A 16,423-nucleotide genomic window follows, 5' to 3' on the forward strand; every position below is an offset into this window, starting at 1 on the left:
TAGTCATGCGGTTCGGCAATGTTCAGTCATGCGTGGCCGAACGGGGTTGGTCCTCGCCGGGTGCCATCACCTCCAGGGCGGCGCGAAGCGCGGCGCGTGAGGTGATACCGAGTTTGGGATACAGCCGGTGCAGATGGGAGCCGACCGTGCGGTGGGACAGGAACAGCCGCTCGCCGATCTGCTTGTTGGTCAGGCCGATGGCCGCCAGCTCGGCGATCTGGCGTTCCTGCACGGTCAACGCGACTGTCGGTGCGTCCGACCCGGTCGTGGTGGCGACGCCAGTGGCGCGTAGCTCGTTGCGGGCCCGCTGGGCCATGGCTTTCGCGCCGATCCGGTCGAAGGTTTCGAGGGCGGCGCTCAGGTACAGGCGGGCGCGGGGGTCGCGGGTGCGGCGCAGCCACTGCCCGTAGGCGAGCTGGATGCGCGCGTGCTCCCACGGCCACCGGGCCGCTTGGGGCAGGGACAGGGCAGCCTCGAACAGGGGCAGGACCTCTTCGCCCGGATCGAGCACGCCGCACGTCCCGACGCCCTGCTGCTCAGCTCCACCTCGGGCATTCGCGCCACCGACATCGCACAAACGCTGCGGCAGCCCGAACGACTCGTCATCGGGCACCCGTTCAATCCGCCGCACCTCATCCCGCTGGTAGAGATCGTCCCGGGCGAGAAGACCAGTCAGGAGGTGGTCGAGCGCGCTGTCGCCTTCTACACGGCGCTCGGCAAGAAGCCGCAGGTCCTGCGCAAGGAGGTGCCGGGTTTCGTCGCCAACCGGCTGCAGGCAGCGCTGTTTCGCGAGGCCGTGAACCTTGTCGTACAGGGCGTGGTGACCGAGGCGGAACTCGACACCATCGTGACCTCCTCCGTCGGCCTACGCTGGGCTGTCGCCGGTCCCTTCCGCAGCTTCCACCTCGGTGGCGGCTCCGGCGGCCTGCCCCACTTCCTCGAACACCTCGGCCCCGGCCTCGAGAGCCTCTGGCGGGATCTCGGTACCCCGGTACTCGATGAGTCAACGGTCCAACTCCTCTCCGGACAAGCCAGTTTCGGCGCGAGCATCGAGGAACTGGAGGGCGCACGCGACGAGGCTCAGATCAAGGTGCTGCAGGCGGTGTCCGCACCGTCCGGCCTCGCCATCGAGCCCGCACGAAAGCAGTGAGCTCGAGACGACCGAGCAGCCTTCCCCGCGGGAACTCCCTGACGGTTGACGCCGCTCCGGGCACGTGACCCGCCGATGACCCCGCGCGGGCGCGGACGATCCGTGAGCACGGCATACGCCCACTGATGATCGTCCCCGTCCGCGCGACACACTGCGCTGGGTACGGTGGTGTTCCTCCGCACCAAGGAACCAATCCGCTGTCCGGCGCCCGGACGGCCCGAAGGGCTGGCTGCTGTTCGACATGGTGCTCTCATCGTTCCGCGCCTTCCCCGTTGGCGGCTCTCCTGAGGCAGCCACGGTGGTGCACTCCCAACAAGCATGAACGGGCCTTCCATGACCGATCGTCGACCGCTCCGTCCGTCGTCCGTCGCCCTTGTGGCTGCTCCGACCCTCGAACGCCTGCTACGGGATGCCCCACTCCTACGTGTCATCTCGACGATCTGCCCGTCAGGGCTGCGGTTCGAAGGAGAAATAGACCTTTCCTCCCGGGAGCTGCTGGCCGCAGCTCTGGATGAGGCGGTCCGGTTCGGCAGTGGTGATCTGCACGTTGATCTCACAGACATCACATTCATCGACGTCACCGGAATCCGCATGATGACGACCGTTGCGAGGACGCTCAGCCGCGACGGCCGCCGTCTGCTGCTACACGCCACGCCGCCCGGCGCACACCGAGTGATCCGCCTCATGGGTTGGGAGACGACCCCCGGCCTGATGCACTGCATCGGCGTAACGCTGTAGCGACCCGTCATTTCGCCGGGGTACGGGCGGCGTCCTCGCCTCCGACACACCCTCGCCGATCGTGAGCAGGCCAAGGGTGAAGGAGCGGAAGCAGTCGCACGCCCAACGCACTCCTCTGGCGCGGCCTGCTCGCCGTCGTCATCGGCATCGTCTCCGTCTCATGGCCCGGCATCACCGTCGGCGCCTTCGTCATCCTCTTCGCCGTCTACGCGTTCATGAGTGCGGCGACGGACGCTGCCCGTGCTTTCGCGGGCGACAGGGTGGGCCCGTATTGGGCTGGCTGCTGCTCGCCCTACTCTCGTTGGCGGCCGGCGTGATCGCGCTGGCGTGGCCCGGCATCACGGCTCTCGCGCTCACGATCTGGATCGCCGCGTGGGCACTGACGACCGGTGTCATGGAGATCGTCCTGGCGTTCCGACGCGGCGAGAAGGCGGGCGAGCGGGCCTTGTTCCTGCTGACCGGCCTGGTGTCGATCGCGTCTGCGTTCGTGCTGTTCGTCCGTCCGGACAGCGGCGCGGTCTCACTCGCCACCGTCTTCGGGCTGTTCAGCATCGTCTACGGCGTTTCGGCGGTCTTCGCCTCGTTCGAGGAGCGGCGCCACCGTACCGACTCGAGGCGGTCCGATCCGGTCAGCGCCTGAGCCGCGGTGCCGGTCGGTGAGCAGATCTCGCTCAGCGGCAGCGGTCGCGGTGTCGCCGTCGGTGTTGATGAACGCGTGGTAGCAGCTCTGCGAGGTGTTGAAGGTCGCCCGGCGAGTGACGGTTCCGGGGGCTGCGTAGACGGAGTAGTCGGTGATGGGGCCGGAGCCTGCGGCCGGGGAGACGGACGGCTGAACCAGTGCGGGTGGCGGGGACCGCCGTCCGCGGCGGATCCCTTGGCCGGTGACGGCAGCGACGCGCTCGTGCCGGCTGCCACTTCGGTCGTATCCATCTCTTGTGGTCGGCCTGTGGATCTACCCACCGGATCCGATGCGATAGGTTCCCGGTGTCTGGCCCATGGTGCGGCCGAACGTGTCGATGAACGCACTGGTCGTGGCCCATCCGCACTGTCGTCCCGTTTCGCTGACGCTTGCTCCTTCCGCCAGCAGCACCATGGCGTGAAAGACCCGGATGTTGGTCCGCCATTGCGGATACGTCATGCCGAACTCGGTCCTGAACAGCCGGGCCAGGGTGCGCTCGCTCACGCCGATGCGCCGTGCGAGCCAGGCGGCGGTCCGCGGTTGCCGCAGATCGTCGGTCACCAGCGCGCACGCCTGCCGCAGCAGGGGGTTGTTGGGGGTGGGCAGCGTCAATGGCTCTACGAGGGCTCGCCGCAGCCGGTCCCGCAGGACGGCGCGCAGGCGGCGTGCCTCCTGCTGCGGGAGGGACGGTTCACTGCACGCGATGATCAGTTCACGCACCAGGGCGTCCACGACCACGACGACCGGCGCCTCGGACCTCAGCAGGATGTCGTGGGCGGCGAAGCCGAGCGTGTGCACAGAGCTGTGCCCGTGTACCCGGTGCTGATGCCAGGTGCCCGCCGGAATCCACACGGCGCGTGCGCTGGACGCCACCCAGGACGCCTCGCCCGTCTGCACGGCCACCACACCGGCGCTGACGTAGAGAAGCTGGTGATAGCCATGCTGGTGGCGGCCGATGACCTCACCCGCGAGGTGGGCATGGGTGCTGTCCCTGGGTTCCGCCGCCGCCTTCTGCGCCTGACCGTTTTCCGACATACGACGGCAGAATATCGGAAGCGGCGCACCGTGCGGTCCTGCCAGCGTGATGACCATGCCCACGACATCCGACACTCCGCGTGATTTTCCCCCCGCCGCCCCGCCCGCGCTGAAGGCCCGGCTGGCCTCCGGGCTGCGCGGCGTCACCCTCGACACGCGCCCGCTGGCGCACCCCGTCTTCCGGCGCCTGTTGATCGGGCAGAGCGCGGCCTACGTCGGGACCATGGTCACCGGCGTCACCATCCCGGTACAGATCTACGCGCTGTCGCGGTCGTCGCTGTCCGTGGGGCTGACGGGACTGGCCGGCCTCGTGCCGCTCGTGGTCTTCGGCCTGTACGGCGGTGCCATCGCCGACCGGTTCGACCGCCGTGTGCTGTACCTGGCGTCGGCATGCCTCACCTGGGTGACCACGCTCGCCCTGCTGCTTCAGGCAGTCACCGATCTGCGCTCGGTTCCCCTCATTCTCGCCCTCGTCGCCGTCCAGGCCGGCGCCTTCGCCGTGTCGTCCGCCGCCCGGGGCGCGATCATTCCCCGCATCGTTCCGACACCCCTGGTACCCGCCGCGAACACGCTGTACTTCACCGCTGGCAACGTCGGGCAGGTCGCCGGGCCGCTTGTGGCGGGCATCCTGATCTCACTGCCGAACGGCTACTGCTGGGCCTACGGCGCCGACGCCCTGCTGTTCTCTCTCCTGCTGTACTCGGCCGTTCACCTGCCCCCGATCATGCCGACCGGATCGGGGGCCCGGACCGGTGGGCTGCGCTCGGTCTTCGACGGGCTGCGGTTCATCGCTGCCGCCCCCGTGCTGTGGATGTCCTTCGCGGTCGACATCGCCGCGATGACGTTGGCCATGCCGACCGCCCTGTTCCCGGAAGCGGCACAGGTGCGCTTCGGCGGAGGAGTGGGGCTGCTGTACTCGGCCATCGCCGTCGGGTCGGTCGTAGCGGGGCTCTTCAGCGGATGGATCGGACGCGTGCGCCGCCAAGGCCGGGCACTGGCCGTCGCCGTCACGGCCTGGGCGGCGGCCATCGCCCTCGCGGGCACCGTCCACCACCTCCTCGCCGCCGCGGCCCTACTGGCCGCTGCCGGAGCGGCGGACCTCGTCAGCGCGGTCTACCGCGAGACGATTCTGCAAACCTACGCACCCGACGCCATGCGCGGCCGTCTGCAAGGCGTCTTCACCGTCGTCGTCGCCGGCGGTCCCCGCCTCGGAGACCTGCGCGCCGGCGCCATGGCCTCCGCCACCGGTCTCGGGCTCGCATGGACAGGCAGCTCGCTGCTCTGCATGATCGTCGTCATCGTCGGCACACTGCTCGTGCGACCGTTCTGGCGCTATGCCGTCACCTCGGTACAGCCTCCGTCCCCACCGACGCAGCCCTCCCCGCCCGCCGTTGACCCGCTCAGTCGGTGAGGCCCAGCGCCCCCGCTGCCTGGATCGCCAGCCAGACCTCGGCCAGGGCTCCCGTCGACGTCAGGTCACGATCGGCGAGTGCGCCGAAGCGGCGCAGCCGGTAGGCGAGGGTGTTGGGGTGGATGTGGAGCGCGGCCGCAGCCGTCTCGGTACGGCGGTCGCGCTCCATCCAGGTGCGGGCGGAGACCAGCAGATGCGAGTCATGGGCCTCGTCGTAGCGCAGGACCTCGCCGAGCACGTGCTCGACCAGCGCGGTCAGGACAGCGGGGTCGTCGGGCAGCCACCGGCCCGTCGAGTCGTCGCCGTATCGGACGACGGGGCGGCCCGACTCCACGGCCTTGGAGACCGCCCAGAGCGCTTCGCGCTGGGCGACCTTCAGTGCGGCGCCCGGCAGGAAGGGGCGGCTGATCCCGGCCGCGACGGCCGGGAGCTCACCGACGGCCGCCGCCAGTTCCGGTGCCCCCAGGACGTAGCGGTCCTCGCCCCGGGTGAGCAGTAGATGGGGTCGGTCCTCCAGACAGCGCAGCAGCGCCTCGTCGGTGGTGTGGCGCACTACGAGGAGTACGGTGTCGCCCTCGATCGCGTGCCGGGCGAGCCGGCGGCGCGCCGCCTCCGGGTCGAGCACCTCCTGCAGCAGTTCGGCCAGCGTCTCCGCGCCCTCGCGGCGCAGCGTCTCGCGTTCGTTGCGTACCATCGCCAGCCGCAGCGCCGCCACGGTGGCGATGTGCTGGACGACGGCGAGTCCCGCGGGCTGGGCGCCCTGACGCTCGTATGCGACGAGAAAGCCCGCCGGGCCCCCGGGCGCGGGCACCGGGAGGACGAATCCGCCGGGGATCGTCGGTGGAGCGTCGACGGAAGCGGGCAGGACAGCGGGATCCGGTACGGGAACGCCGGGCAGGAGGGGGCGGCCCTGCGGCGTGCAGAGGTGGACGTCGTATCCCGACAGGCCTTCGAGACGGCGCAGAAGTGTCGGTGTGTCGAGGTCCTCGGCGACCAGCCAGCGCAGCGCGCCGAAGACCTGGAGCTGCGCGCCCAGCCGGTGCCGGGCGTCCTCCTGGGCCGCGGCGGCGATCTCCTGGGCGACGGCGATGAAGGGGACGGCGAGCGGCACTTCGAGGACCGGGAAGCCCCGCTCCTCCGCCGCCTGGAAGAACGCGTCGTGCAGCGGGGGCATGTGCAGCTGCGCGGAGAGCGCGAGAGCGGATACCCCGGCGTCGTCCAGCCGCTCCAGATAGGCACGCTGTCCGGCCGCGGTACGGGGGACCGCCAGGCCCGCCGTCATGATCACCTCGGCGCCCAGGAGCCAGGGCGTCGGATCGGCGAGCTCGCTGGCGTGCGCCCAGGACACGGACCGGTGCAGACCGCCGCTGCCGGCCTTCACGGAGAGCTGGAGTGCCGGGAAGGAGAGCAGGTCCCCGACGGTGAGTTTGTTGCTGGCCACACAAAACAGCGTACGTCTCTGTGATGGACACAATTGTCGCTGGTCAGCCATGGGCCACACACTGTGAAACCGTCCCCCTGCATGAACGGAAGGTGGAGCGCCCGTGACGAGCTCGATCACCGAAATCGAGACCTATGGTGTCGAGCGGATCCCGGACGAGGACCGCACGGCCCGCCCGCTCGATCTGTTCCGGCTCGCCTTCGGCGGTGCCAACACCTTCGCGACCTGTGTGCTGGGCGCCTTCCCGATCCTCTTCGGACTCTCCTTCTGGCAGGGGCTCGCGGCGACCGTCCTCGGCCTCGTGGCGGGTGCGCTGCTGCTGGCCCCGATGGCACTGTTCGGCCCTGCCAACGGCACGAACAACGCCGTCTCCTCCTCCGCGCACCTGGGCGTGCACGGCCGGGTCGTCGGCTCGTTCCTGTCCCTACTCACCGCCGTCGCGTTCTTCTCGATCTCTGTGTGGTCCTCGGGGGACGCGCTCGTCGGCGGCGCGCACCGGCTCGTCCACGTCCCCGAGTCGGACGTCACCTACGGCATCGCGTACGCGATCTTCGCCGGGCTCGTGCTCGTCGTCTGCGTCTACGGCTTCCGGTTCATGCTGCTGGTCAACAAGATCGCGGTGCTGGCGGCATCGGCCCTCTTCGTGCTCGGTGCCTTCGCCTTCGCGGGCGACTTCGACCCCGGTTACGCGGGAACCTTCGCCTCCACCGCCGACCCGCTGTTCTGGCCGTCTTTCATCGGCGCCGCGCTGATCGTGCTCTCCAACCCGGTCTCCTTCGGCGCATTCCTCGGTGACTGGTCCCGCTACATCCCGGCCGGGACTCCGCGCCGCCGGGTGATGGGGGCCGCGTTCCTCGCCCAGATCGCGACCCTGCTGCCGTTCCTCTTCGGCCTGGCCACCGCGTCGATCATCGCGTCGAAGGCCGCGAAGTACGTCGACCCGGCCGCCCCGAACTACGTGGGCGGACTGCTCGCGATCTCGCCCGGCTGGTACTTCCTGCCGCTCTGCCTGATCGCCCTGATCGGCGGCCTCTCCACCGGCACGACGTCCCTGTACGGCACGGGGCTCGACTTCTCCAGCGTCTTCACACGCTTCAGCCGCGTCCAGGCCACCTTCTTCATCGGCGCCCTGTCCATCGCGTTCATCTTCGCCGGCCGCTTCGCGCTCAACCTCGCGCAGTCCATCTCCACCTTCGCCACGCTGATCATCACCTGCACGGCACCGTGGATGATCGTCATGACGCTCGGCTATGTCACCCGGCGCGGCTGGTACGACGCGGACGCGCTGCAGGTCTTCAACCGCCGCCAGCGTGGGGGCCGCTACTGGTTCACGCACGGCTGGAACTGGCGCGGCATGTCCACCTGGCTCGTCTCCGCCGTCGTGGCGCTCCTCTTCACCAACCTGCCCGGCCAGTTCGTCGGCCCGCTGGGCAACCTCGCGGGCGGTACGGACATCTCGCTGCCGGTCGGCCTCGCCCTCGCGGTCGTGCTCTACCTCGCCCTGCTCACTCTGTTCCCCGAGCCGCGCGCCGTGTACGGACCGGCCGGACCCCGCTTCGTCCGGGCGTCGGACACCCCGGTGCCGCCGATCACCGGCGATACCGAGGAGATCGTCCCCGAACCCGCCGCGGCCCGCTGAGGCCTCACTCCCCCGTAACCGAACGCCAGCCGTTCCGGCCCCTCCGCCGAACGCCCGTGACCAGGAGCCGTGCATGAGCACCACCACCGTCCAGGAAGTCCGGACCGCCGCGGACGCGCTTGTCGCCGCCTTCGCCGAGGGCCGCCTCGACGACTACTTCGGCGCCTTCGCCCCCGACGCGACCTTCATCTTCCACACCACCCCGCAGCGGCTCGGCTCCACGGCCGAGTACCGCGCGCTCTGGCAGCAGTGGGTGGAACAGGACGGCTTCCGCATCCTCGGCTGCACCTCGTCGGCACAGCTGATCCAGCACTTCGGCGACACCGCCGTATTCAGTCACGACGTCGAAACCCGGGTCGCCACCAACGCCGGCGAGGAAACGGTCCACGAGCGGGAGACCATCGTCTTCACCCACGCCGACGACGGCGGCTGGGTCGCCGTCCACGAGCACCTGTCCGCCCGTACCGCCGCCTGACCAGGAGAGACGTTCATGAGCACCACCTTCCGCAACTACATCGACGGTGCGTTCGCGGACGCCTCGGACGGCCGCACGCTCGATGTGGTGGACCCCACCACTGGTGACGTCTACGCGACCTCCCCGCTCTCGGGGGCGGCGGACGTCGACGCGGCGATGGCCGCCGCGGCCGCGGCGTTCCCCGTCTGGCGCGACACCACGCCGTCCGTGCGGCAGCGCGCGCTGTTGAAGATCGCCGACGCGATGGAGGCACGGGCCGACGAACTGGTCGCCGCGGAGAGCCGGGACACCGGCAAGCCGCTCCACCTCACCCGCAGCGAGGAACTCGCCCCCGCCATCGACCAGGTCCGCTTCTTCGCGGGCGCGGCCCGCATGCTGGAGGGCCGCTCGGCCGGCGAGTACATGGAGGGGATGACCTCCATCATCCGCCGCGAGCCGGTCGGTGTGTGCGCGCAGGTGGCGCCGTGGAACTACCCCCTGCTGATGGCGGTGTGGAAGTTCGCCCCGGCGCTCGCGGCAGGCAACGCGGTGGTCCTCAAGCCCTCGGACACCACCCCGGCCTCCACGGTGCTGATCGCCGAGATCATCGGCGGTGTCCTGGAGGAGCTGGCGCTGCCCCGCGGAATCTTCAACGTGATCTGCGGCGACCGTGAGACCGGCCGCCTGATGGTGGAGCACCCGACCCCCGCGATGGCCTCCATCACAGGTTCGGTACGCGCCGGCATCCAGGTCGCCCAGAGCGCGGCCAAGGACGTCAAGCGGGTCCACCTGGAGCTCGGCGGCAAGGCCCCCGCTGTGATCTTCGAGGACGCCGACCTGACGAAGGCGGTCGAGGACCTGGTGGTCGGCGGCTTCTTCAACGCCGGTCAGGACTGCACGGCCGCGACCCGCGTCCTGGTCCACGAGTCGGTCCACGACGAGTTCGTCGCCGCCCTCGCCAAGGCCGCGGCCGACACCAGGACCGGGCAGCCGGACGACGAGGACGTGCTGTACGGACCGCTCAACAACGCGAACCAGCTCGCCCAGGTCAGCGGCTTCATCGAACGCCTCCCCGAGCACGCCACGATCGAGGCGGGCGGCCACCGGGTCGGCGAGAAGGGCTACTTCTACGCCCCGACCGTGGTCTCCGGCCTCAAGCAGGACGACGAGATCATCCAGAACGAGGTCTTCGGCCCGGTCATCACCGTCCAGTCCTTCACGGACGAGGCCCAGGCCGTGCGGTACGCCAACGGCGTCGACTACGCACTGGCCTCTTCCGTGTGGACCAAGGACCACGCGCGGGCGATGCGGATGTCGAAGAACCTCGACTTCGGATGTGTGTGGATCAACACCCACATGGCCCTCGTCGCCGAGATGCCGCACGGCGGCTTCAAGAAGTCCGGCTACGGCAAGGACCTCTCCGCGTACGGCTTCGAGGACTACACCCGGATCAAGCACGTCATGACGTCGCTCTGACTTCCAGCTGACATCCAGGAACGCGTCGGCCGCCCCGGGCCTGCCCCGGGGCGGCCGACGCGTTCTCGTGGGCCGGGCCCGGAGAATCCGCACAACAGCGCCACACGGACTGCACACAGGCTTTCGAAAGCCTCGTTAGCGTTGCTGGCTGCTCGATCCCACGTGCGAGCGCGACCAGGCCCGGCGGGGCGACGGCATGTCAACTCAGGAAGACCGCAAATGGACTACTGCTCCTCGTGTCGGCGGCATCTCAATGGCGCCCTGGTATGTCCCGGGTGCGGCGCCTACGCTCCGGACATCGCACCGGCCGGCGCCGACCGTGGCATCGTCCCGACCTGGGTCGGCATGGCGCCGACGGGCACGGCGGTGAGCGCATCGGTGCCGTGGGAGTACACGGCCTCGGAGGCGTGGCACGACCACCCTCTTGATGATGGGGCAGCGGTCGAGGCCGGTCTGGAGGAGGCCTCGCAGACCGACCCGTACGGCGACCTCGAGGGCGCGCCGCCCGCACCGCAGGGGCGGGCGGCGCGGCGGCGCCAGCTGGCCCGCTGGAAGAAGAACCAGCGCCGGGCCGTGGTCGCGACTGCCGTCGCACTCGTCGGAGGCGGTCTGACCGTCGCCTCGATGGACCGGCAGTCCGGCGACCGAGCACAGGCGGCGACAGCGCCGGACGTCGAGACGATGGGCACCGCGGACGAACAGGCGGCCGAGCAGCCCCGCCCGTCGTCGACACAACCTGAAACCCACGTGTCTTCGCACACTCCCGCCGCGCAGTCGCCCAGGACCGACCCTGCACGCCGGCAGTCCGCCGCCGCCCCGTCCCACGTCACGCCGACGAGCGCTCAGCCGTTCGCCGCTGCCTCTCCTCAGCCGACGGCGGCGTCGGCGACCCCGCAGCCTCTGGCCGCCTCCCCCTCCTCCATCGGAACGGTGCCCGACCACACCAGTACGTCGGCGCAGGAGACGTCCGCGCCTGCCGGCGCCGCCAGCCCGGCCTCGGGCACACCGCAGACGAGCCCCGCGCACACAACGACTTCGCCTTCACACATCTGCCTGCTCCTGGTGTGCCTCGGCTGACCGGGCCGAACGTCTCGACCTGCTGAGGCGGGAGGTCGGCCCCCGATCCTCCGGGCGAGGAATGTCGTCGTTCCCTCAGAACACGCGGATCGGGATCTCGGCGGGGGCGGCGAGCAGCTCGGAGAACTCGTCGTCCAGCCGGACCAGTGTGACGGAGACGTCGGCCATGTCGAGCGACGCGAGGGTGCAGTACTCACCCACTTGACTTGCTCTCCCTGCGAAGCAGGGAGATTCTGGCCTTCCTCACCGGGTGCTGTGCCGCTGCGCGGCACGAGTTCCGGTGTGGATTCCGTGGCTTCCTGCTTCTTCGCGTTGTGCCGGAACGAGTTCCGGTCTTACCTGCGCTCGACAGGCTGTCACCGCCAGTCCGGCGGCCTGTTTGACGTTCTTGGCGGCGTTGTGGTCCCGGTCATGGACCGTGCCGCAGGGCGTGCACGTCCAGGTACGCACGTGCAGGGGTTTGGGCCCGTCCTTGACTCCACAGACCGAGCACACCTGACTGGTGGGCTCGAACCGGCCGACCTTCACAAAGACGCGCCCGTACCGCTGCGCCTTGTACTCCAGCATCGCGAGGAACCGCGCCCAGCCGGCGTCGTGCACGGACTTGCCGAGCCGGGTGCGCGCGAGGGCTTTCACCGCCAAGTCCTCCACCGCGACCGCTTGGCTTTCGCGGATCAGGCGGGTGGAAAGCTGGTGGTGGAACTCGCGGCGGGCATCGGCGACCTGCGCATGCGCGCGGGCCACCTTCAAGCGGGCCTTCTCCCGGTTCTTCGACCGCTTCTGCTTGCGGGACAACTCCCGCTGAGCCTTCTTCAGCTTCTTCTCCGCCCGGCGCAGAAACCGCGGGCTGTCGATCTTCGTCCCGTCCGACAGGACCGCGAAATGAGTCAGGCCCAAGTCGATCCCCACAGACGGCAGACCGTCGGCATCCGGCATCCGCGCCAGGTCGGTGTCCGGGTCGCTCTCCACAACGAAGGAGGCGAAGTACCGGCCGGCCGCATCCCGGATCACCGTCACGCTGGACGGCACCGAGGGCAGGGTGCGCGACCAGCACACTTTCACCTCGCCGATCTTCGGCAGGAGCAGCCGCCCCGCCTCGGTGATCTTCCATCGGGCGTTCGCGGTGAACCGGATCGCCTGGCGGGCATCCCTCTTCGACTTGAAGCGCGGCGCCCCCACCCGTGCCCCCCGGCGGGCTCCTTTCAAAGACGAGAAGTAGTTGGTGTAGGCGCGCTCCACGTCCCGCAGCGCCTGCTGCAGGATGACTGCCGACACCTCGGACAGCCACTGCCGCCCGGGGCTCCGCTTCGCCTCGGTGATCAGCGTCTTCGACAGCACGCCCGCACTCGGAAACGCAGCACCCTCCCGCCGGGCCCGCTCCCGGGCGGCGACCGCGTCGTTGTACACCACCCGCGCACACCCGAACGCCCGCGCCAGCGCAACGCGCTGACCGGGCCCCGGGTCGAGGCGGAAGGCATACCGAAGCTGCATGATCCAGACGCTAACACCCACCACCGACAACCCGACCCGATCAGCCCAACCCAGCCTCACCGGAACACTTCCGCACTGCTGCACTGCTGTCATACGGGCAACACCGGCCCGGACGAAGCATTCCCCGGCTCCGTCGGGCAGCCCTGCGGGCGCTCCACGCCCACCCCACCCGGCACCGCAACACTCCGCATCGCAGCCACAGGATGCGCTTCACCCCAGGCTGAATCCTGGAGCACTACGCAAGAAGTCCGGTTGCCTGGGCTCGGGGGGCCGGGCCCACGCCCCAGGCCAGCCAGAAAGAGGGGTTACGCCGAATGGAGCCATGCGCCCTGAGAGCTTCCGCGCAAGCACCGGCGGGTCGGTGCGGTCGGTCAGCGGCACCGTCGCCGTACCGGTGGCGACTTCGGACTGACGGAACGCAGGAAATGCCGGGCCTGCAGCGGATGTTGCTCACGTCATGACTCAAGGTCCCGCACCGCGCCCCCTGTCCGACGAAGCCCTCTCCCACCTGCTCGGCAAGCAGCAGTTCGGCACCCTCGCCACGGTCAAGCGCACCGGCCATCCCCACCTGACCACCATGCTCTACAGCTGGGACGCCGAGGCCCGCATCCTGCGGTTCTCGACGACGGCCGACCGCGTCAAGGTCAAGCACCTGCGGCGCGACCCGCATGCCGCGCTGCATGTGCACGGCGGCGATGTGTGGTCGTTCGCCGTCGCCGAGGGCACGGCCTCCGTCTCCGAGATCACGACGGTTCCCGGTGACGCGATCGGGCGGGAACTCCTCGGGATGGTCCCGAAGGACTCGAAGCCGGCGGACGAAGCCGCGTTCCTGCGGCAGTTGGTCGACGAGCGTCGGCTGGTCATCCGGTTGAAGGTGGACCGGTTGTACGGCACGGCGCTCGACATCAAGGACTAGGGTCCGCCGGGAGGGCGCTGGTCACCGCCACGGAGCCGACCACGGACGGCCACCGTCGGCCGGACGGGCGGCCAGTCCCTCCCTCGGCCGGACAGGCCAGTCCCTGCCCCGGCCGTCCACACCGCCCCGCCCCACTGCGAGAGCATCCCGACACGGGGCAAACCGCGCGAACGGCTCTCCGAACACCGGCTACGCGGACTCACGCAGCCTGAGCTCCGCCCCCACCACCAGTTCGTCACGGCCGAGCGGATCCTCGCCGGTCAGCAGCCGGGCCGTCTGTTCCACGACGAGAGCGCCGAGCGCCCGCGTGTCCAGGGCCACGGTGGACAGCGGCGGCTCAACGAGCGCCCCCAGCTGGAGGCCGTCGAAGCCGATCACCGCGAGGTCGCGAGGAACCTCGCGTCCGAGCCTGCGCGCTCCGCGCAGCGCACCTATGGCGACGATGTCGTTGAAGGCGAACACGGCTGTCACGTCCGGGTGTTCGGCGAGCAGGTCCTTCAGCGCGCTCTCCCCGCCCTCCACGCTCTGGTCTGCGCGGCTCACGGGGCCGGCCTCGAGCCCGCAGGCAGCCATCGCGTCGGCGAACCAGGCGTGGCGGATGCTGGGCTCGGACCGGCCGGCGTGGTCGAGCATGCCGATGTGCCGGTGTCCGGACTCGACGAGGTGCGCGATGGCCGCGCGGACGCCCTTCTCGCCGTCGATCCGGATGGAACTGAACCGTTCGGTACGGTGCTCCCGGTCGATGAGCACCACGGGCAGTCCGCGTGCCAGTTTGTCGATCTCGTCCTCGGGCTGGCTCAGATAGCCGACCACGGCGTCCACCTGGGAGACGATCACCTGGAGTGTGCCGCGCTCCTCCTCGATGCGGTCACCCGTGTCGTACACGACGACATGCCAGCCACGGGACCGCGCCGCGTCCAGAGCGGCCGCGGCGACCTCGGTGAAGAACGGGTTGAGCAGGTCGGGGATCACCAGCCCGACGCTGATGGTGTCCTGTCGCACGAGCCCTCTGGCGAACCTGCTGGGGCGGTACCCCAGCGCGAGCGCCGCGTCGAGGACGCGCTGCTTGGTGGTGACGTCGATCTCGCCCTTGTCGTTGAGCGCCCGTGACACCGTCTGCCGGGACACTCCTGCGGTCCGGGCCACATCGTTGATCGTCACTCTGCGGGGTCCGGTCCCCGACGACGCCATCACTACCTCCGTACCTGTGTCGACGCAGGCGCGCCGTAGGGACACTGAGTATGCACCGGGCCGAAGCCATGGTGCGACCTTGTGCGCGGGCGCTCGACGATCATGGCCGTGGTGAGCCCTTCGCGGGTGGCGTCAGGCCATCACCGGTGGTCAGCGGCTCCATGTGAGCTCTCCTTTACCTGCCGGACCCATGGACGACTCGAGAGTCTTGACACTCGGCCGTGCCGCGGCGCAAACTCCGAATCACTTCATAACACGTCCCCGTGAGCGCTCCCGTGAACGTTCACGTGATCGCTCACGGACCTTATCCCAACCAGAAGGCATCCCCGCCTGAGCTGTCAACGTCGACCCGCCTAGCGCCGCCGCTAGTCGTTCTCTGGAACGGAAAACATGAGCAAGACAGTCACGCGCACCCGTCTCGCCGCAGTCGCCGCGGCAGCCACTCTCGTCGCCCTCGCCGGTTGCTCGTCGTCCGCTCCGTCGGACAAGGCGTCCGCGGCCTCCTGCACCCCCGCCAAGGGGAAGGTCACCCTCCAGTACTGGAACACCGTTCCGGGCATGGACAAGGTCGTGGACCTGTGGAACAAGAAGAACCCGGACATCCAGGTCCAGACGAAGAACATCTCCAACGACCAGTACGGCACCCTCGGCAACGCCCTCAAGGCGGGGAAGGCGCCGGACCTGGCTCAGGTGGGCTACGACGAGCTCCCCGCCCTGCGCACCCAGAACGCCTTCGTGGACGCCTCGGCGTGCTCGGCGGCCACGGCGGCCAAGTCGAAGTTCGTGCCGTGGACCTGGTCGCAGACCAGCTTCGGCGGCACAGGTGTCTTCGCGCTCCCGCAGGACACCGGTCCGATGGCCCTGTACGTGCGCAGTGACATCTTCAAGAAGTACGACATCGCGATCCCCACGACCTGGGACGAGTACGCGGCGGCCGCGCAGAAGCTGCACAAGGCGGACCCCAGCCTCGACATCACGTTCTTCGACCCGAACAACGCCGAGTGGTTCAACGGGCTCCTCTGGCAGAACAGCGCCCAGATGTACAGCTACTCCGGCGACAAGTGGCACGTCACCGTCACGTCGGACCAGAGCAAGCAGGTCGCCGACTACTGGCAGAAGCTGATCGCCGGCAAGCTCGTGCGCACCGACCTCGCCAACGGTTCGACGCAGATGTACGCCGCGTACCAGAAGGACCAGATCGCCAGCTACGTCGGTGCCGCCTGGGGCTACAGCATGTTCCGCGACAACCTGCCCAAGCAGTCCGGCAAGTGGTCGATCGTACCGATTCCGACATGGGGCGCGAACGGCTCCTCCGGTGACTGGGGCGGCTCGACCGTCGCGTTCATGAAGGGCAGCCAGCACCTCTACGAGTCGGTCAAGTTCAACACCTGGCTGAACTCCGACCCGGAGGCCCTGGCACTGGAGAACCAGTTGGGCGGCCTCTACCCGGCGGCCGACGCGGGGCTCAAGCTGCCCGCGCTGTCGAAGGGGGTGCCGTACTACAACAACGAGAAGGTCTTCGACGTCTTCGCCGACTCGTCCAGGAAGATCAACACCAACTTCGCCTGGGGCCCCACCCAGAAGACGGTGAACCTGGCCCTCCAGGACGCCATGGCCAAGGCCGCGGCCGGTGACGGCACGCTGACCGACGCGCTCTCGGCCGCCCAGGCCGCCGCCCTGAAGTCGATGAAGGCCCAGGCGATCCCGGCCACGGCGGGCAAGTGA

The 16,423-nt window shown here is 69.5% G+C and carries 17 protein-coding genes; 11 read left to right on the plus strand and 6 right to left on the minus strand.

Annotation, left to right across the window (positions count from 1 at the left end):
- Nucleotides 1-22: 22 nt before the first annotated feature.
- Complete coding sequence (locus tag OG798_RS04105) at nucleotides 23-511, minus strand: helix-turn-helix transcriptional regulator (protein ID WP_267060421.1); 489 nt, start codon at nucleotides 509-511, stop codon at nucleotides 23-25.
- Between OG798_RS04105 and OG798_RS04110 the strand changes: the two genes are divergently transcribed.
- The 4 genes from OG798_RS04110 to OG798_RS04125 all read left to right on the plus strand — a co-directional run bounded on the left by OG798_RS04110 (nucleotide 452) and on the right by OG798_RS04125 (nucleotide 2,528).
- Complete coding sequence (locus OG798_RS04110) at nucleotides 452-1,150, plus strand: 3-hydroxyacyl-CoA dehydrogenase NAD-binding domain-containing protein (RefSeq protein ID WP_147474260.1); 699 nt, start codon at nucleotides 452-454, stop codon at nucleotides 1,148-1,150. The genes OG798_RS04105 and OG798_RS04110 overlap by 60 nt on opposite strands.
- A 333-nt stretch (nucleotides 1,151-1,483) precedes the next feature.
- Nucleotides 1,484-1,888, plus strand: coding sequence for an STAS domain-containing protein (locus tag OG798_RS04115; RefSeq protein ID WP_179436731.1), 405 nt, complete (start codon nucleotides 1,484-1,486; stop codon nucleotides 1,886-1,888).
- Between the two features lie 170 nt (nucleotides 1,889-2,058).
- The gene (locus OG798_RS04120) at nucleotides 2,059-2,205 is read left to right on the plus strand and encodes a hypothetical protein (protein WP_328759980.1); all 147 of its coding nucleotides are present in this window, start codon (nucleotides 2,059-2,061) and stop codon (nucleotides 2,203-2,205) included.
- The gene (locus OG798_RS04125) at nucleotides 2,160-2,528 is read left to right on the plus strand and encodes an HdeD family acid-resistance protein (RefSeq protein WP_328756298.1); all 369 of its coding nucleotides are present in this window, start codon (nucleotides 2,160-2,162) and stop codon (nucleotides 2,526-2,528) included. The genes OG798_RS04120 and OG798_RS04125 overlap by 46 nt, the downstream gene beginning before the upstream one ends.
- A gap of 312 nt (nucleotides 2,529-2,840) precedes the next feature.
- On the opposite strand, the gene OG798_RS04130 is transcribed toward OG798_RS04125, so the two are convergent.
- Nucleotides 2,841-3,602 carry a helix-turn-helix transcriptional regulator gene (locus OG798_RS04130; protein ID WP_121417748.1) on the minus strand — a complete coding sequence of 254 codons (762 nt, stop codon included), beginning with the start codon at nucleotides 3,600-3,602 and terminating at the stop codon, nucleotides 2,841-2,843.
- A 55-nt stretch (nucleotides 3,603-3,657) separates the two neighbouring features.
- Between OG798_RS04130 and OG798_RS04135 the strand changes: the two genes are divergently transcribed.
- Nucleotides 3,658-5,013, plus strand: coding sequence for an MFS transporter (locus OG798_RS04135; RefSeq protein ID WP_121418691.1), 1,356 nt, complete (start codon nucleotides 3,658-3,660; stop codon nucleotides 5,011-5,013).
- Here the strand turns inward: OG798_RS04135 and OG798_RS04140 are convergent.
- Nucleotides 5,003-6,454 carry a PucR family transcriptional regulator gene (locus OG798_RS04140; protein ID WP_095857002.1) on the minus strand — a complete coding sequence of 484 codons (1,452 nt, stop codon included), beginning with the start codon at nucleotides 6,452-6,454 and terminating at the stop codon, nucleotides 5,003-5,005. The genes OG798_RS04135 and OG798_RS04140 overlap by 11 nt on opposite strands.
- 103 nt (nucleotides 6,455-6,557) lie before the next feature.
- Between OG798_RS04140 and OG798_RS04145 the strand changes: the two genes are divergently transcribed.
- From OG798_RS04145 to OG798_RS04160, 4 genes are all read left to right on the plus strand, one after another.
- Nucleotides 6,558-8,093 carry a purine-cytosine permease family protein gene (locus OG798_RS04145; RefSeq protein ID WP_121417746.1) on the plus strand — a complete coding sequence of 512 codons (1,536 nt, stop codon included), beginning with the start codon at nucleotides 6,558-6,560 and terminating at the stop codon, nucleotides 8,091-8,093.
- A gap of 73 nt (nucleotides 8,094-8,166) precedes the next feature.
- A complete protein-coding gene (locus OG798_RS04150; protein WP_121417744.1) occupies nucleotides 8,167-8,568 on the plus strand; it encodes a nuclear transport factor 2 family protein in 402 nt (133 codons plus the stop codon).
- A gap of 15 nt (nucleotides 8,569-8,583) precedes the next feature.
- Complete coding sequence (locus OG798_RS04155) at nucleotides 8,584-10,023, plus strand: gamma-aminobutyraldehyde dehydrogenase (RefSeq protein ID WP_328756304.1); 1,440 nt, start codon at nucleotides 8,584-8,586, stop codon at nucleotides 10,021-10,023.
- A 219-nt stretch (nucleotides 10,024-10,242) separates the two neighbouring features.
- A complete protein-coding gene (locus OG798_RS04160; protein ID WP_328756305.1) occupies nucleotides 10,243-11,100 on the plus strand; it encodes an SCO2400 family protein in 858 nt (285 codons plus the stop codon).
- Nucleotides 11,101-11,175: 75 nt separating this feature from the next.
- Here the strand turns inward: OG798_RS04160 and OG798_RS04165 are convergent, their stop codons facing one another.
- Nucleotides 11,176-11,301 carry a hypothetical protein gene (locus tag OG798_RS04165; protein WP_267060425.1) on the minus strand — a complete coding sequence of 42 codons (126 nt, stop codon included), beginning with the start codon at nucleotides 11,299-11,301 and terminating at the stop codon, nucleotides 11,176-11,178.
- 42 nt (nucleotides 11,302-11,343) lie between these two features.
- Nucleotides 11,344-12,591: an RNA-guided endonuclease InsQ/TnpB family protein gene (locus tag OG798_RS04170; protein ID WP_328756306.1), complete on the minus strand. Its 1,248-nt coding sequence runs from the start codon at nucleotides 12,589-12,591 to the stop codon at nucleotides 11,344-11,346.
- A gap of 457 nt (nucleotides 12,592-13,048) precedes the next feature.
- Here OG798_RS04170 and OG798_RS04175 point away from each other — a divergent pair, with 457 nt between their 5' ends.
- Nucleotides 13,049-13,507 (plus strand): PPOX class F420-dependent oxidoreductase, encoded by a 459-nt coding sequence (locus tag OG798_RS04175; protein ID WP_267060427.1) that lies wholly within the window; start codon nucleotides 13,049-13,051, stop codon nucleotides 13,505-13,507.
- A gap of 189 nt (nucleotides 13,508-13,696) precedes the next feature.
- On the opposite strand, the gene OG798_RS04180 is transcribed toward OG798_RS04175, so the two are convergent.
- On the minus strand, nucleotides 13,697-14,698 hold the full coding sequence (locus OG798_RS04180; RefSeq protein ID WP_121417736.1) for a LacI family DNA-binding transcriptional regulator: 1,002 nt from the start codon (nucleotides 14,696-14,698) through the stop codon (nucleotides 13,697-13,699).
- Nucleotides 14,699-15,088: 390 nt separating this feature from the next.
- On the opposite strand from OG798_RS04180, the gene OG798_RS04185 reads away from it, so the two are divergent.
- Entirely contained in the window at nucleotides 15,089-16,423 is a 1,335-nt protein-coding gene (locus tag OG798_RS04185; RefSeq protein ID WP_267060428.1) for an ABC transporter substrate-binding protein, read from the plus strand.

Source organism: Streptomyces sp. NBC_00271, from assembly GCF_036178845.1.
Classification (GTDB): Bacteria; Actinomycetota; Actinomycetes; order Streptomycetales; family Streptomycetaceae; genus Streptomyces.

Excerpts from the sequence above, each read along its gene's own strand:
- OG798_RS04115 (WP_179436731.1), top strand. The coding sequence starts at position 1,484 with ATGACCGATCGTCGACCGCTCCGTCCGTCGTCCGTCGCCCTTGTGGCT.
- OG798_RS04130 (WP_121417748.1), bottom strand. The coding sequence starts at position 3,602 with ATGTCGGAAAACGGTCAGGCGCAGAAGGCGGCGGCGGAACCCAGGGAC.
- OG798_RS04135 (WP_121418691.1), top strand. The coding sequence starts at position 3,658 with ATGCCCACGACATCCGACACTCCGCGTGATTTTCCCCCCGCCGCCCCG.
- OG798_RS04150 (WP_121417744.1), top strand. The coding sequence starts at position 8,167 with ATGAGCACCACCACCGTCCAGGAAGTCCGGACCGCCGCGGACGCGCTT.
- OG798_RS04155 (WP_328756304.1), top strand. The coding sequence starts at position 8,584 with ATGAGCACCACCTTCCGCAACTACATCGACGGTGCGTTCGCGGACGCC.
- OG798_RS04160 (WP_328756305.1), top strand. The coding sequence starts at position 10,243 with ATGGACTACTGCTCCTCGTGTCGGCGGCATCTCAATGGCGCCCTGGTA.
- OG798_RS04170 (WP_328756306.1), bottom strand. The coding sequence starts at position 12,591 with ATGCAGCTTCGGTATGCCTTCCGCCTCGACCCGGGGCCCGGTCAGCGC.
- OG798_RS04175 (WP_267060427.1), top strand. The coding sequence starts at position 13,049 with ATGACTCAAGGTCCCGCACCGCGCCCCCTGTCCGACGAAGCCCTCTCC.
- OG798_RS04180 (WP_121417736.1), bottom strand. The coding sequence starts at position 14,698 with ATGGCGTCGTCGGGGACCGGACCCCGCAGAGTGACGATCAACGATGTG.
- OG798_RS04185 (WP_267060428.1), top strand. The coding sequence starts at position 15,089 with ATGAGCAAGACAGTCACGCGCACCCGTCTCGCCGCAGTCGCCGCGGCA.